This window comes from Pseudomonas sp. 05T35, assembly GCF_056396605.1.
The window spans coordinates 1-15,616 of sequence record NZ_JBFTLU010000117.1 but is presented as its reverse complement, the minus strand read 5'-3'; the positions used below and the strand labels follow the sequence as shown (position 1 = coordinate 15,616).

15 protein-coding genes and 1 pseudogene are annotated in these 15,616 nt (G+C 57.0%); 4 read left to right on the top strand and 12 right to left on the bottom strand.

The annotated features are described in order from the left end of the window. The 4 genes from AC1DH9_RS11815 to rffA form a co-directional block, all read right to left on the bottom strand. The coding region (locus AC1DH9_RS11815; RefSeq protein WP_477808210.1) for a glycosyltransferase family 2 protein at positions 1-788 on the bottom strand (788 nt) is incomplete at its 3' end. Further along, a complete protein-coding gene (locus tag AC1DH9_RS11810; RefSeq protein WP_427543332.1) occupies positions 785-1,477 on the bottom strand; it encodes a WbqC family protein in 693 nt (230 codons plus the stop codon). The genes AC1DH9_RS11815 and AC1DH9_RS11810, both read right to left, overlap by 4 nt. 38 nt (positions 1,478-1,515) lie before the next feature. Next, entirely contained in the window at positions 1,516-3,156 is a 1,641-nt protein-coding gene (locus AC1DH9_RS11805) for a hypothetical protein (protein WP_477808209.1), read from the bottom strand. Positions 3,157-3,376: 220 nt separating this feature from the next. Continuing rightward, positions 3,377-4,516, bottom strand: a complete 1,140-nt coding sequence (gene rffA, locus AC1DH9_RS11800; protein WP_427543326.1) for a dTDP-4-amino-4,6-dideoxygalactose transaminase — start codon at positions 4,514-4,516, stop codon at positions 3,377-3,379. Between the two features lie 371 nt (positions 4,517-4,887). Here rffA and AC1DH9_RS11795 point away from each other — a divergent pair, with 371 nt between their 5' ends. Next, entirely contained in the window at positions 4,888-5,154 is a 267-nt protein-coding gene (locus tag AC1DH9_RS11795; RefSeq protein ID WP_427543489.1) for a hypothetical protein, read from the top strand. Beyond that, complete coding sequence (locus tag AC1DH9_RS11790) at positions 5,154-5,585, top strand: acyl-CoA thioesterase (RefSeq protein WP_427543323.1); 432 nt, start codon at positions 5,154-5,156, stop codon at positions 5,583-5,585. Before AC1DH9_RS11795 ends, AC1DH9_RS11790 begins: the two co-directional genes overlap by 1 nt. 65 nt (positions 5,586-5,650) lie before the next feature. Here AC1DH9_RS11790 and AC1DH9_RS11785 read toward each other — a convergent pair whose 3' ends face one another. The 5 genes and pseudogenes from AC1DH9_RS11785 to yrfG form a co-directional block, all read right to left on the bottom strand. Beyond that, positions 5,651-6,136 carry a glycine zipper domain-containing protein gene (locus tag AC1DH9_RS11785; RefSeq protein ID WP_054595110.1) on the bottom strand — a complete coding sequence of 162 codons (486 nt, stop codon included), beginning with the start codon at positions 6,134-6,136 and terminating at the stop codon, positions 5,651-5,653. A gap of 339 nt (positions 6,137-6,475) precedes the next feature. After that, positions 6,476-8,824 carry an FdhF/YdeP family oxidoreductase gene (locus tag AC1DH9_RS11780; RefSeq protein ID WP_427543320.1) on the bottom strand — a complete coding sequence of 783 codons (2,349 nt, stop codon included), beginning with the start codon at positions 8,822-8,824 and terminating at the stop codon, positions 6,476-6,478. Continuing rightward, a complete protein-coding gene (gene fdhD / locus AC1DH9_RS11775) occupies positions 8,821-9,660 on the bottom strand; it encodes a formate dehydrogenase accessory sulfurtransferase FdhD (RefSeq protein WP_427543317.1) in 840 nt (279 codons plus the stop codon). The genes AC1DH9_RS11780 and fdhD overlap by 4 nt, the downstream gene beginning before the upstream one ends. A 95-nt stretch (positions 9,661-9,755) precedes the next feature. Continuing rightward, a pseudogene (locus tag AC1DH9_RS11770) lies at positions 9,756-10,433 on the bottom strand (substrate-binding domain-containing protein); the annotation flags it as partial. A 16-nt stretch (positions 10,434-10,449) separates the two neighbouring features. After that, positions 10,450-11,112 carry a GMP/IMP nucleotidase gene (yrfG, locus tag AC1DH9_RS11765; protein ID WP_429539496.1) on the bottom strand — a complete coding sequence of 221 codons (663 nt, stop codon included), beginning with the start codon at positions 11,110-11,112 and terminating at the stop codon, positions 10,450-10,452. 88 nt (positions 11,113-11,200) lie between these two features. Between yrfG and nudE the strand changes: the two genes are divergently transcribed. Together nudE and cysQ are read left to right on the top strand one after the other, a co-directional pair. After that, positions 11,201-11,767: an ADP compounds hydrolase NudE gene (gene nudE, locus AC1DH9_RS11760; protein WP_054595115.1), complete on the top strand. Its 567-nt coding sequence runs from the start codon at positions 11,201-11,203 to the stop codon at positions 11,765-11,767. Beyond that, positions 11,764-12,600 (top strand): 3'(2'),5'-bisphosphate nucleotidase CysQ, encoded by an 837-nt coding sequence (cysQ, locus tag AC1DH9_RS11755; protein ID WP_427546381.1) that lies wholly within the window; start codon positions 11,764-11,766, stop codon positions 12,598-12,600. Before nudE ends, cysQ begins: the two co-directional genes overlap by 4 nt. Positions 12,601-12,750: 150 nt before the next feature. Here cysQ and AC1DH9_RS11750 read toward each other — a convergent pair whose 3' ends face one another. From AC1DH9_RS11750 to AC1DH9_RS11740, 3 genes are all read right to left on the bottom strand, one after another. Then, on the bottom strand, positions 12,751-13,206 hold the full coding sequence (locus tag AC1DH9_RS11750) for a YiiD C-terminal domain-containing protein (RefSeq protein WP_054595117.1): 456 nt from the start codon (positions 13,204-13,206) through the stop codon (positions 12,751-12,753). Positions 13,207-13,256: 50 nt separating this feature from the next. Next, positions 13,257-14,660 carry a sigma-54-dependent transcriptional regulator gene (locus tag AC1DH9_RS11745; protein ID WP_477808208.1) on the bottom strand — a complete coding sequence of 468 codons (1,404 nt, stop codon included), beginning with the start codon at positions 14,658-14,660 and terminating at the stop codon, positions 13,257-13,259. Beyond that, the coding region (locus AC1DH9_RS11740; RefSeq protein ID WP_477808207.1) for a sensor histidine kinase at positions 14,657-15,616 on the bottom strand (960 nt) is incomplete at its 5' end. The genes AC1DH9_RS11745 and AC1DH9_RS11740, both read right to left, overlap by 4 nt.

Here is a 15,616-nt window from a genome sequence, read left to right as displayed (position 1 = left end):
ACCGAGGTCCATCCGTCTAGCGGTGTGGCAAAAACCAGTTTGACGATCAGCAGGTAAGAAATGTAAACGCACGACAATAGCGAAATCGACAGGCCAATGTAAAAAATGCCAATCAAGGGTGCGTTACTGAATGAAGTCACGGAGTTGACCAGCAGCGACATTTTTCTGCGGAAGGTGTAGGTCGTTTCGCTGGTACTGTGTTTCTTGATGGTGATCGGTTTCTGAATGAACCCCGTGATGTACCAAAGGCCAGCCATGAATACCTCACGCTCCTGGTGGCACAGCAATGCATCCACATACCGACGGGTCATCAACCGTGCGGTCACGATGTTTTCGGGAAGGTTCAAGCCTGTGAGCAGCCTGAACAGGCCATAGAACCACCTCCCGCTGATACGTTCGAGGAAATTGCCTTTACGACACTCCTGCACGCCATAGACCACATCACTTTTATCTTCAGCCATCTGCTGCGCGAACGTGAGAAGCCATTCGGGCTCTTCTTCCAGATCACTGTCGATCAGAAAAACGCGTTCACCCGAGGCGTGGGCCAGGCCCGTCATCATCGCTTTGTGATGGCCAAAATTGCGTGACAGGTCGACGACCACAACATGGTGGTCATGCTCAGTCAATTGCACGGCGGTATCGAGACTGTTATCGGGTGAACCGTCGTTAACCAGGACGATTTCATAATCATCGCCCACCAGCTCTTGAGCGGCCGCGCTTGCTCGTAGGTGAAATTCGGCGAGGTAACTGGCTGATTGGTAAAGCGTCGCAACAATGGAAAGTTTCATGGGCGTATGAACTTCATATAGTTAGGTGCTTCTTTCCCACAATTGAATAACAAATCAAGAATGGTGACGTAGTGAGAAAAGTCGCCCCAGAGCTGTGGATATTCAAGATAACCGGAGTAATCGAACCAGCTCAGATGAACGCCTCGTTCGGAGAACACATCGGCCTCGACATAGTCCCGGGCCGCCGGACCAGAAATATACTCGGTGGCGCCTGCTTGCACACAAAGATCTGCCAGGCGTTCGGTTTTTCCATCACTCAACGTGTAATCCGATGAGCTGCTGATGAGCGTCTTGATCCCTAGATACAGGCAGATTCGCTCAAGAAAGGCCCGGTTAAGGTCGGATAGCCGCGTATAAGGCGTCAGATAAAGCGGTTCAAGCCAAGCCGAAATCTCATCAAAATAAGGCGTTCGACGATAGTTTTGCTGCAATGATTTCCAGTGTACCGCTGCCCAGTCCGTGCCCTCGATTTCGGTTTCGAAAATTGTTTGATGGTACTTGCCCTTGACCTTGACCGGTACCGTCAACCACTGCAGACCTTGCGGCGTTTTGATCTGGTTGCGGTTGCGCCAGTCACGCCGGGTGTATTGCATGTCGTCGTAGAGAATAAATTCATCGACAGCGGCAATCATGTCGAAATAACCCTTCCAGGGTATGTAGTTGGATTGCACGATAGCGATTTTCTTCATTTCGCTCAGACACCTATTAAATGAATAAAATGCATGTTCTATAAGTCATTGAAATTGACACAGCAATAACCCATGTCATTGCTTTTTTGTGCTTTGCGAAACGGTGTAGGCATCCACTCACAGCGCGTAATAGCTCCGGGGCTGCCGAGTTCTCTCAAAAATGGAAGTAGCCGTCCGTTCACCAAGTCGCCACCAAAGCCGAATTCAGAAACATAGAGTACATGGATGGGCTTTTTGTCCTGGAGAAAAGCAAAGTATGTCATGTGGTCAAGCACAAGGCTTTCGGAGTTTTTAGGGGAAAGCCCGCAGGAAGCACCAAGGGCCTTTATGGAATTCAGGTGCGATTGCGTATTAAAAACCGGAATTGATAGGGGTTGACCAGGCAGAATCGCCTTCTCGGATGATGCGTTTTTTATCGTGGATGGAGTGACTAAAGATAGGAGCGTTATCATCGATAAAATGGAAAGCATCAAGATAGCGGAATAGCCGATGGCCAGGCTCCGGTATGATATTCTGGTGTCCGATGATGGAAGTAATAAAGCGGTTAAGATTATCGATATTGGAAGAAATTGAGAGCCGGAATAGAAGTTTTGAATATTGAAAAGCAGAGCATTTATAATGTCTGCCGATGCCAGAAAGGCAGCCAGGAGAATGGGGGCAGAAAGCTTTCTCTTTGCTAGTTTAATAACGAATTCTGTTACGCTCCAAAGGTGTGCGCCAACGATGAAGGCATAAAGTAAGTACTTTATCACCAGGTTTAATAGGAACAAGAAGCTGGTATTCCCTTCGATGGGAGGGAGCCAGCCTGATTGCGAGTACGCGTTGAAGGTTAAATGCGATAACAACCGCTCTGGAAAGTTTACGATATTGCTGTAGGCTGCCTGAATAAACTCAGTGGGTTCAGAAAAAAGCATCCCGGGCAACAATGTGTTGGCTGCCAGCATAGCTTGCATTGCTGGCGCATCTTTACAGGCTGCAATTGCGTTTGACTCGTGGAGCACTTGAGCAAATAATATAACCGCATAGGCAAGAAGTGCAAGGCGAATCAGTTTGTGATATGTCTCGGTTGTAAACCACAGAGCAGTCAGCAAAAAAGGGAGGAAAAACAGGCTTTTTGGATGTACATAAAAAAAGCAAGAAAGCACGATGGTAAATAATATCGCCCCTGCGAACTGTAATCCTAATGACTTCGTTCCCTTAAAATAGAGTGCTGACACACAGAAAATCAAAATGGGTAAAGTCATGAATTGTTCAGCGCGAGACAGCACCCACAAGTACGGCATAATGCCTAATGATGCGAATGCAATCAGGCCGGCAAACCGCCGAATGGCGGACGTTCTATCATCCGTTTGTTTAAAGCACCAGAGTGCAAGTAAAGCAAACCAGCCCAAGGATAAAATTATCCCACTTAACCGTACCCCAAGCGGTGTAAGGTAAGCATATGTCGCCGATACTAGTAGCGCGGCAGGATAGAAAACCCAAGAGACAGCTCGGTCAGACATTGTCGAGCACTGTGGAAAAAAAGAAACCAGGTTTTGATCTTCTAGAAAAAATCTGGCAACGCTMCATTTGGAAACTATTTCGTCTCCGTAGATCGGAACGAAAATCCCGCTCAGCAACAGGAAAAAAAACAAGCCGATAACGATAAGTGGTATTTTTTTTTCTGTTATTTTGTTCATGTTTACAACCTTGCGTATCGAAACAGTGTGATTTCTGATGGTTCACTTGTTTTTATTGTATTGGCTGCTTCACTTCCTAAGTCGGAAAGTGTCATCGAATGAAGAGGGGCCAATAAAAATCGCAATCGCTTCTTTGTTTTGTCTGAAGCAGGCGGCGGTGCAGGTGGTCGTAACCCAACATTGCTCTTGATGGGTTACCTGCTTTTTTCCTGTTTGCGACTTAGTTTGTGGCGTGCAATAAACACTCAATTACCCTTTGTTGTTGCGGTTCAGTGAGTCCTACCCATAAAGGCAATCTGATCAAACGTTCCGACTGTTGATTGGTGACTTCCAGCGAGCCCTGCATTCGCCCATAGCGCTGCCCGGCGGGCGAGGAGTGTAAAGGGACATAATGGAAAACCGCGTCAATGGAGTTTTGTTTCAAGGTGGTCAATACGTTATGTCGATCTATTTCCGGGTTAAGCAAGACATAATACATATGCGCGTTGTGCTGACATTCATTGGGAACTATCGGGCGACGCAAGATCCCATTGTCTTCAAGAGGGGCAAGCAGTTCATGGTAGTGCTGCCAACTCGCCAGACGTCGTGACGTGATTGTTTGCGCTTCCTGCAATTGCGCCCAGAGAAACGCTGCAATAAGTTCGCCAGGCAGGAAAGAAGAGCCTACTTCCTGCCATGTGTACTTATCRACTTCTCCGCGGAAAAACCGGCTGCGATCGGTTCCTTTTTCTCGAATGATTTCAGCACGTAAAGCCAGAGAGGCGTCTTTGACCAACAGCGCACCGCCCTCGCCGGAAATCACGTTCTTGGTTTCGTGGAAGCTGAAAGCCCCTAGATCGCCAATGCTTCCCAGTGCCTGTCCTTTATAGCTTGCCATCACCCCCTGAGCGGCATCCTCCACCACTTTCAAGCCATGGCGACGAGCGATGTCCAGGATGATATCCATTTCACACGCTACGCCTGCGTAATGGACGGGGACGATCGCTCTGGTCCGGGAGGTAATAGCCTCTTCAATCAGCTGTTCGTCAAGGTTCAGGGTGTCTTCCCGTATATCGACGAAAACGGGCACTGCACCGCGTAAAACAAACGCGTTAGCCGTTGAGACGAAAGTGAAGGAAGGCATGATGACTTCGTCACCAGGCTGAATGTCCAGCAGCAACGCAGCCATTTCGAGAGCGGCGGTGCATGAGTGGGTAAGGAGCGCTTTGACAGAGCCTGTTGTTTCTTCGAGCCAACGGTGGCAATGCTTGGTGAACGGACCATCTCCGGCGAGTACGTTGCCGAGTTTCGCCTGTTCAATGAAATGAAATTCCTGACCTGTCATATAAGGTCGGTTGAACTGGATCTTTCCGATGCTCACGTCATGCCTCCGGGCCTGTAAGATTTTGCATTGAAGCCAATTAGCAGGTCTTTGCATTCATTTCTTGTTCTGCTAAGCGAGGTTTTAAATAAGAAGGCCGGTTCACACCTGTCCGCTCGCATGTATTTACGGCTGCGACTGATCATAGCTTAACCCTCCTTTTAAGCCCACATTCAAGCTCACATTCAAGCCTCGCAGGGACTGTCTAATTGATGACGTGCCGAGCGCTGAGCGGTTGCTGCGATTCTTGTGCGGGATCGTTTATGGCATCCATCCGCTGAATGCCGCTCATCATGGGGATAAATTTCAAAAAGATCGCTGGGCTGACTATGGTGAATGCTGTTTTTGGATCGCTAACAAGAGAGCAAACCATGAACCAGACGCCGTTCCAGATTCAGCGTGCCGCCGTGGCCGAAACCTACGTCCACACCGTGTACCAGGGCCGGATTGATCAGGCCGAAGCCGATGTGCGCATTGCCTGTGATGGCCTCTTCGGGAGCAAGCCCACTCCCACACTGGATCTCGGTCGGACGCAAATGTTGTATTCACTGAAAATCAACTGCGTGGGCTTGCTCGCGAAGAACGATAACGCGGTTTTCGCCTTAGACTGGCTGTTCAACTCCAGGAACCGACACTGATGCCCAACCCGATGCCTCAACGCTCCGACTACCGTCACTTCCAGCCGATCATCACCCGCTGGCACGACAATGATGTCTATGGCCATGTGAATAACGTGACCTATTACAGCTTCTTTGATACGGCGGTGAATACCTACCTGATCGAAGTCGGTGGTCTGGATATTCATGACGGTGAAGTGGTGGGGTTTGTGGTGAGTTCGGCGTGCGATTACTTCGCTTCGGTCGCTTTTCCCGAGCGTATTGAAATTGGTTTGCGGGTGGGCAAGTTGGGCAGCAGTTCGGTGCAATACGAACTGGCGGCGTTCAAGGCCGGGGAAGCGGACGCCTGCGCGGCAGGGCGCTTTGTGCATGTGTTTGTGGATCGCACCTCGAATCAGCCGGTGGCGATTCCCGCTGGGTTACGCAAGGCATTGGAGCAGTTGCTGGTGTGAAACGAAAAATCGCAGCCCGAGGGCTGCGATTTTTTTGGAATCCGTTGCGTGACACTGCTCGAGTGTCAGTCGCGATAGTACCGGTGGTGATGCTTGCGATGGCCGTAAGCATGGCCACGGCCTGGGTGGTCATCATAGTCGCGGTAGTAACGGCGGCCACCACGGTCACGACCGCCACGGTCTTCGTCATAGCTGCTGTTGCCCATATGGTTACCCAGCGCACCGCCCACGCCACCGCCGGCGGCTGCGCCGATCAGGCTGCCTGTGGTGCCGCCCATGCTGCGGCCGACCACGTTACCGCCGGCTGCGCCGAGTGCACCACCGATGGCGGCTTCGCCACGGCTGTGTCTGTTGGCACCTACCGCACTACCACCGGCGCCGCCCAAGGCTGCACCAATGGTCGAACCGGTGCTGCCACCCAGCGATTGACCTACCACTGAGCCAAGAACCCCGCCCAATGCGCCGCCAACACCTGCCTCGGCGGTGCCACCGGCAGATGCGGCGCCACTGATCAGGCCAAGGGACAACAAGAGAATCGAGGAGAACTTCATGAGAGGAGCCTCAAAGGGATGACGGCGCGATCCTGAGGCTGTGTCGCGATGGTTACAATAGAAATCCGACGAGTAACACGACTTGTGCACAATTTTCTAAGTTATTGTTTTATAGAMGGAACTTAATGGATTTTCGCGGGTCTTTTGCTACTTGCGACAGGCCGCTTTGATACAAAAGCGGCCTTTTTTGTGGGCGTTTGGAAAGCGTCGGAACAGGTGTTGGCCGTGCGGACGCCATCGCGAGCAGGCTCGCTCCCACGAATGAACCTTCGTCGAACACAACATCTGCGCTCACTGAGTTTCAACGGTGGGAGCGAGCCTGCTCGCGATGGCGGTGTATCAGGCAGACTTCGCCATGATCAGCCCGGTCTCGCTTGCCGCTTCCAAACGGATTGCCACGAACTTCGAGGTCGGTGTGTGGCTACCGTCACCGATACTTTCCAGCGGCACCAACGGGTTCACTTCCGGGTAGTAGGCGGCGGCTTGTCCGGCGGGAATATCGAACGCCAGCAAGGTGAAGCCTTTGACACGCCGCTCACGGCCATCATCCCAGATCGACACGATATCGGCTTTCTGCCCCGGTTTGAAACCCAGGCGAATGATGTCGGCTTCGTTGACGAACAGCACGTTACGCTGACCCTTGACCCCGCGATAACGGTCGTCGAGACCGTAAATGGTGGTGTTGTACTGATCGTGAGAGCGCATTGACTGCATGATCAGGTCCGGCAACTGCCCGGTGGCGCGGGTGCGCTCGTGTACCAGATCGACCGGCAGGATGTTCGGCCGGAAATTGGCGCGACCCGACGAAGTGTTCCAGCGCCGGACACGTGCGCTGTTGCCCAGATAGAAGCCGCCCGGGTTCTCGAGCTTCTGGTTGAAGTCCTTGAAGCCCGGAATGGTGTCGGCAATCAGTTCGCGGATACGGCGGTAATCGGCCACCAGCCAATTCCAGTCGACAGGCGTGGCGCCCAAGGTCGCGGCAGCGATGCCGGCGATGATCGACGGTTCCGAGCGCATCTGTTTTGACAGCGGCTGCAGCTGGCCGTTGGAGGCGTGAACCATGCTGAACGAATCTTCGACCGTTACCGCTTGCGCCCCTTCGGTTTGCAAGTCGATGTCGGTGCGCCCCAGGCACGGCAGGATCAGCGCTTCTTTACCGTGCGCCAGATGGCTACGGTTGAGCTTGGTGCTGATTTGCACGGTGAGGTCGCAATTGCTCAGGGCCTGGAAGGTCCGTGGGCTGTCCGGCGTGGCTTGGGCAAAGTTGCCGCCCAGACCGATGAAAACTTTCGAGCGACCGTCGAGCATCGCGTGGATGGCCTCGACCACGTTGTGACCGTTCTCACGCGGCATCTTGAGCTGGAAGCGCCGCTCCAGTGCATCGAGGAAGAACGCCGGCGGGCGTTCATTAATGCCCATGGTCCGGTCGCCTTGCACATTGCTGTGCCCGCGCACCGGGCACAGGCCCGCGCCCGGCCGACCGATGTTGCCGCGCAGCAGCATCAGGTTGGCGATTTCCTGGATGGTCGCCACCGAGTGCCGGTGCTGGGTAATGCCCATGGCCCAGCACATGATCACGTTCTTGCCTTTGGCGTACATGCGCGCCGCTTGCTCGATCTCTTCCAGAGTCAACCCGGACTGCTCGACGATCTGCTCCCACGAGGTGTCGTCGATCTCGCCCAGGTAGTCGAGCACGCTGGCGGTGTGTTCGTTGAGGAAGTCGTGGTCGAACACCGATGGCGCGTCGGTTTGCTGCGCCTCGCGTTCCCATTGCAGCAGGAACTTGGCCATGCCGCGCAGCAGCGCCATGTCGCCGCCCAACGCTGGACGGAAGTACGCGGTGTTGGTCGGCTTGTCACCGTTGGTGAGCATTTCGAGCGGGTGCTGCGGGTGCTGGAAACGCTCCAGGCCACGCTCTTTGAGCGGGTTGATGCACACCACCTGGGCGCCGCGCTTCACTGCTTCGCGCAGAGGTTCGAGCATCCGTGGATGGTTGGTGCCGGGGTTCTGGCCCCAGACGAAAATCGCGTCTGCGTGTTCGAAGTCGTCGAAGGTCACCGTGCCTTTGCCGACACCGACACTCTGCGCCATGGCCACACCGCTGGCCTCGTGGCACATGTTCGAGCAGTCAGGGAAGTTGTTGGTGCCGAAAGCGCGGACGAACAGCTGATAGAGATACGCCGCTTCGTTGCTGGCGCGGCCCGAAGTGTAGAACTCGGCCTGATTCGGACTCGACAGGTTCTGCAGGTGTTTACCGATCAGTGCGAAGGCGGCTTCCCAACTGATGGGGGTGTAACGGTCGGTTTCGGCGTCGTAGCTCATCGGCTCGGTCAGCCGGCCTTGATACTCGAGCCAGTAGTCGCTCTGCTCCAACAACGAGCTGACGCTGTGCTTGGCGAAGAATGCGGCATCGACCCGGCGCTTGGTGGCTTCCCAGTTGACCGCTTTGGCGCCGTTCTCGCAGAACATCACCATGCCCTTTTCCGGAGAATCGCCCCAGGCGCAACCGGGGCAGTCGAAGCCGCCGTTCTGGTTGGTCTTGAGCATTATGCGGAGGTTTTTCAGTGCGTTATCGCTGGTCAACCAGGCCTGGGCGACGCTGATCAGTGCGCCCCAGCCACCGGCTGGGCCTTTGTAGGGTTTGTAGCGGGGGACGGGTTTCTGGTCGGCTTGACGATGTTGACTCACGCTTGGTTCTCCGTCGCAGGGCTATAGACCCGCGGCGCACTTTTTTGCGGCAGGTGGATAAGATTGAGGTTGTGCCGGCGTGCCCATTGCACGGCCAGGCCGGTGGGCGACGACAGGCTGACCAGTGTCTGGATGCCGGCGCGCAACACTTTCTGGATCAGTTCGAGGCTGCAACGGCTGGTGACTATCACCAGTCCACCCGCCATCGGGATGTCCTGGCGGATCAGCGCGCCAATCAGCTTGTCGAGCGCGTTGTGCCGGCCGATGTCTTCACGGCCCAGCAGCAACTCGCCCTGGTTGTTCATGAACACAGCGGCGTGAACTGCGCCGCTGTATTGGCCCAATGGCTGGAATGCACCGATGCGCTGGCGCAGGCCTTCAAGCCATTGTGCGGGGGGTAAGGGGGCGCCGGGCAATACGTTGAGTTGCGGCAAGGCTTGCTCCACCGCTTCGACGCCACAGAGTCCACAACCGCTGGTACCGGCCAGTTGCCGACGTTGCTGCTTGAGGTTCCAGAACGCGCGGCTGGAAATGCTGACCTGCGCGTACTGTGCCGAACCGGACCCGCTGAGTTGCAGGTCATAGAGGTCAGAAACGTCACTGATGATCCCGCTGCCCAGGCTGAAACCGACGATGAAGTCTTCCAGGTCGCTTGGTGTCACCAGCATTACCGCCTGGCTGATGCCGTTGTAGGCGATCGCCAACGCCACTTCCTCAGCGAGCGCGGTGCTGGCTGATTCGCTGTGGTCGAGGTTGCAATACTGATAGTTCTGACTGGCGGCGGGCGTGGGCATTTCGAGGGCGGGCGCCCCGCAGACCGGAGGCTTGGCTTTCATGGGGGCAATACCGGCGGTTTATCCAGCCTTAAGCCTAGGCGCGTCAATGTGTCACGTCTAATCGCTATTACTGATCTGCCGATAGATAGCGTCGATCAAGCGTTCGTCAGTGATTTCTGATAGTGCGTGAAACACGCTTCAGCCAGTGCCGAGCGCGGAGCACCGCGGCGCATGATCAGCCCCAGCCGGCCAAGGGTCTGCGCATTTTCAATCGGTTGCAGGCGCAGATGCTCGGTCAGCGTTTCGAGTCCGCCGTCCAGTGGCATCACTGCGCAACACAGGCCACCGTGCACAGCTTGCAACAATTGATGGACTGCGTCGGTCTGTAACAACGGCTGCGGGCTGAGACCTCGGCTGTGGAAGTTGTGGTCGATGGATTGGCGAAAGTGCATGCCACTGGTGAGCATGCCCAAGGGCAGTTCGATCAGTGCTTCCCAGCTCAAGGGCTTTTCACCGAAGTTGAAAAAGCGCTGGTCGTAGAGCAGGCCCATGCGGGTTTCGCTGAAGGCCAGTGAGTCGAAGCGCTCGCTATCAAGGCGTTCAAGATAAGACACGCCGAGGTCCAGGCGATTGTTCCCCAAGTGTTCGAGGATCTGCTCGGAGCTCAAGGCCGAGAGTTCGAAGCGCAGGTTCGGGTGTTCGGCGTGCAGTTGTTGCATCAGTGGCAGCGGATCAAAACTCGACAGCGGCACTACGCCCAGGCGCAAGGTGCCGACCAGGTTGCCGCGACAGGCTGCGGCCTCGGCCTGCAAACCGTCACAGGCGGCCAGCACGGCAGGCGACTCGATCTCAGAGCCCTGCTATGAGCTCGCGATAGTCTCTAACCGCTGTAAATTCCGCGGTGTCTTTGGGTTCTTTGCGGCTGTCTGGCTGGCTCACGGCCAACAGATGCGCCACGCCAAAATCCCGAGCACTGCGCAGGATCGGCAACGTATCGTCGATAAACAGGCTGCGGCGTGGATCGAAGTCGATGTCTGCACGCAAGGCGTCCCAGAATTGCGGGTTTTCCTTGGCGAAACCGTAATCGTGGGAGCTGATCAACCGCTCGAAGTAGGGCGCCAGTTCGACTTTTTCCAGCTTCAGCGACAACGAGTCACGGTGGGCGTTGGTGATCAGGATCACGCGCTTTCCGGCCTGCTTGATCGCTGCCAGAAAGGTATCGGCGTCTGGCCGCAATGCGATCAGATGGGCAGTCTCGAGTTTCAACTCGCGCACCGGCAGCTTCAGCTCTGCGCTCCAGAAGTCCAGGCAGTACCACTGCAACTGACCGGCGTTACGCTCGAACAACGGCTGCAATTCCAGCTCGGCCATGGCCTGACTGACACCATGCAGCTCGGCATAACGCCTGGGCAGGTGTTCCATCCAGAAATGGTTGTCGTAATGCAGGTCCAGCAGCGTGCCGTCCATGTCCAGCAGAACGGTATCAATGTCGCGCCAGGGCAGTGATGGCATTGAAAACTTCTCCAGCGGTAAAAAGATATCCGACATAAACAATCAAGAAAGCCGCGTTATAGTACCGCGTTCACGCCAAGGAGCCGTCATGCGCCAGAAACCCGAAGTATTAGCCCGCGAGATCGTCGCCACCACCCGCTTGTTCTGCGTTGAAGAGGTGCAGCTGCGCTTTTCCAATGGCGTCGAGCGCACCTATGAGCGATTGGTCGGCAAGGGCGCCGGGTATGGCGCAGTGATGATCGTGGCAATGCTCGATTCCGACCACGCGGTGCTGGTTGAAGAATACTGCGGCGGAACCGATGCCTATGAATTGTCGCTACCCAAGGGCTTGATCGAACCTGGTGAGGATGTATTGGCAGCGGCCGAGCGTGAGCTCAAGGAAGAGGCCGGTTTTGGCGCCCGGCAACTGGAGCATCTGACCGAGCTGTCGCTGTCGCCCGGTTACATGAGCCAGAAGATTCAGGTGGTGTTGGCGACTGATTTGTACGAAGAAAGCCTTGAAGGCGATGAGCCGGAACCGATGCGCGTGGACCGGGTCAATCTGCGAGAGCTCGCGGCGCTGGCGCAAAACCCGCAGTTCACCGAGGGCCGTGCCTTGGCGGCGTTGTACCTGGCCCGTGATCTATTGACGCAGCGTGGAGTGTTTCAACCGTGAGTGATTTCCCCCAGGTTCATCCTTTGCTGGCCCCCGTGATCGAGTTGGCGCTGAAGGCCGGCGAGGTCATTCTGCCGTTCTGGCGCACCGGCACCGAAGTGACTGCCAAGGCTGATGATTCGCCAGTCACCGCCGCCGATCTGGCCGCTCATCATCTGATTCTGGCAGGGCTGACAGCGCTTGATCCGAGCATCCCGGTGCTCTCGGAAGAAGACGCCGACATTGCGCAATCGGTGCGTGCCGGTTGGCAGCGCTGGTGGCTGGTAGACCCGCTGGATGGCACCAAGGAGTTCATTTCCGGCAGTGAAGAATTCACCGTCAATATCGCGCTGATCGAACAGGGGCACGTGGTGTTTGGCGTAGTGTCGATGCCGACCAACGGCCGCTGCTACTTCGGTGGCGCCGGGCTCGGGGCTTGGCGTGCTGACAAGGATTCTGCGCCGCTGCCGATTCAGGTCCGTGATGTGCCGCCTGCTGGTGAAGCGTTTACCGTGGTTGCCAGCCGTCGACATTCAAGCCCTGAGCAAGAGCGCTTGCTCGCGGGCTTGAGTGCCAGCCTGGGCGAACTGCAACTGGCCAATATCGGCAGTTCGCTGAAGTTTTGCCTGCTGGCGGAGGGCGCGGCGGATTGTTATCCACGGCTGGCACCAACCTCTCAGTGGGACACGGCTGCTGCGCAAGGCGTGCTCGAAGGTGCGGGTGGCGAGGTGCTGGACTTGAGCGGTGAGCCGTTCAGTTATCCGGCGCGAGAGTCGTTGCGCAATTCATTTTTCCTGGCGCTGCCGGCCAAAGCCGCATGGCGCGAGAAGCTGCTGGAACTGGCTCGCTCCTGAGCACACCGCAGCCTTGTGGCGAGGGAGCTTGCTCCCGCTGGGTCGCGAAGCGACCCTAATATCAGCCACCGAGAGTATTCAAATGGAACGCGATTACCGGATTACGACCGCTTCGCGGCCGAGCGGGAGCAAGCTCCCTCGCCACAGGGTTTATCGATGCAGCACATACTGTCCGGTAAACGTCACCGCATCCTCATCGCTATCGACGTTGACGACCCGTGTATGCAACGCCAACCGTGCCCGGCCGTAGCGTTGGTACATCGCCAAAAACTTCCTCCACACCGCCGCACTTGGCGCCATGCAAATGGCAATGGCATCGCCAGTGACCGGCAGCGGATAGCTGATCTGACCTTCCTGAATCACGATGTGCCCGCCCTCGACGCCTTCTTCGCGCAGGCGCAAATGCAGCCAGCCCCAACCCGCCAACACCGCGCCACAGTACAAACTACCGCCAAACATGGTGCTCTTGTGATTGACGTTGGCCGCCAGCGGCAAGTGCAGGCGTAATTGCCGGTCGTGCCAGTCGAGTACCTTGAGGCCCATATCCCGGGTGAGGGGAATGTCGCGATGGAGGACGGATTCCAGGTGACGGCTGTCGCGGTTCATGCACGGGCCTCGCAGTGTGGGACGCTTGGGGGAAGGTTAGTCGGCGTGTCTCAATCAAGCTCGTCGGCGTTGCTGTTGGCGCCGCCGCCATCGGCAAAGTTCAAGCCGTGTTTGCGCAGTTTGTCATGCAGGGTTTTGCGTGGAATACCCAGCGCTTCGGCGACACTGCGCAGTGAGCTGTGAGTGCGCGCCAGTTCGGCGGCGATCAGGTTCCTTTCGAAGCTTTCCACCTGCTCGCTCAGATTGCCGCTGAGCACAGCGCTGTGCGGTGCTGGAGTGCCGTCTGGAGCACCGTTATCCAGCGCCAGTTCCAGGCCCAGGGCGAAACGTTCGGCGGCGTTTTGCAATTCACGGACGTTGCCGGGCCAGGTATGACGCAACAGCAGGGCCCGTTGTCCGGGTTGCAGTTCGTGGGGTGGCAAGCCATGACGCTCACTGGCTTCGTTGGCGAAATGCTGGAACAGCATCAGCGCGTCTTCGCCCCGTTCGCGCAGAGGTGGAATGCGCAGTGGCGCGACGTTCAGGCGGTAATACAAGTCCGCACGAAAACGCCCTTGATCCGCCGATTGGCGCAGGTCTTCCTTGGTTGCGGCGATGATCCGGATATCCAGCGGGATCAACTGATTGCCACCCAAACGCTCGACCACCCGCTCTTGTAGCAAACGCAGCAGTTTCACCTGCACGTCCAGGCTCATGCTTTCGATTTCATCGAGGAACAGCGTGCCGCCGTTGGCGAATTCGAATTTGCCGATCCGGCGCTTTTGCGCGCCAGTGAAGGCGCCCGGTTCGTGGCCGAACAGTTCGCTTTCGACCRCCGATTCGGCCAGAGCCCCGGCATTGATGGCTACGAACGGGCCATTGCGGCGATTCGACAGGTCGTGCAGGGCACGGGCCACCACTTCCTTGCCGGCACCGGTTTCACCGAGGATCAGCACGTCGGCCTTGGTCGGTGCCAATGCGCCGATCTGTTCGCGCAGGCGCTGCATTGGCGGCGATTGCCCGACCAGTCGCGTGCTCAGTTCATTGCGATCGCTCAAGGCCAACCGCAGGCTGCGGTTATCCAGCACCAGTTGGCGCAGGGCCAGGGCACGGCGCACGCTGTCGAGCAATGCGTCACTGGCGAACGGTTTTTCGAGGAAGTCATAAGCACCGGCACGCATCGCTTGCACCGCCAGGGGGACATCGCCGTGGCCGGTGATCAGCAATACCGGCAGTTCCGGGTCCTGGGCGTGCAATTCATTCAACAGTTCGAGACCGTCCATGCCCGGCATGCGAATGTCACTGACCACCACACCCGGCCAGTCGCGCTCAAGGCGTGAGGCCAGGCCCTTGGCTTCGGCCAACGGGAGGATTTTCAGTCCGGCGAGGTCCAGCGTCTGGCTCAGGGCCTGGCGCAGATGCGGATCGTCATCGATCAGCACCACCTGGATACGGTTGTCTATGAGGTTACTCATTCACTGCGGTCCTCGGACGGTTGCAGACTTACACCGGGTGCGCCCGCGCGCAGCCGCAGGGTGATCAGGGCGCCACCTTCCTTGTGGTTGGCGAACGACAGCTCACCGCCGAAGGCACGCATCAACGTGTCGCAAATAGCCAATCCCAGCCCAAGGCCCTGAGTGCGGGTCTTGGTGGTGTAGAACGGTTCACCGGCGCGACCGAGGGCCTCCATGCAGAACCCCGGGCCGTTATCGCGAATGTACAGGTTGACGCCGTCGGCGGTGGATTCGGCACTCAACCAGAGCTTACGGGGCGGGCCTTTTTCGGTCAGGGCATCAAGGGCGTTGGCCAGCAGGTTACCGAGCACCTGGCGCAGGCGGGTTTCGCCGGCCTCGACCCACAGCGTGGCAGCCGGCAGGTCCCGGATCAGTTCGACCTCCATTGCCCGCCTGCGCTTGGCCAGCAACGCCAGTGCATCGTCCAGTGCCGGTTGCAGCGCAACACTTTCCGGGGCGTGACGGTCGCGACGGGCGAAGGCGCGCAGGTGGGCGATGATCGAGGCCATGCGTCCGGTCAGCTCGCTGATCAGTTTCAGGTTGCCGCGGGCATCGTCGGTACGTTGATGGTCGAGCAGCACTTCGGCGTTTTCCGCGTAGCTGCGAATCGCCGCCAGCGGTTGATTGAGCTCATGACTGATGCTCGCCGACATGGTACCCAGCGCCGAGAGTTTGCCGGCCTGGACCAGATCATCCTGGGCGCGCACCAGTTCCTGTTGCGCCTGTTCGCGTTCCAGCACTTCCTGCTTTAGGCGGCGGTTGAGCCCTTCAAGGTCGCTGGTTCTTTCGGCGACGCGCGCTTCCAGCTCGCGTCGGGTCTTGGCCTCGAAGGCGATGCGCTGCAAATAGTGGCGACGGCGTTGCATCATCAGCCCCAGCAGTAACATCAACACCAGCAGCGTCGCCCCGCCGATGGC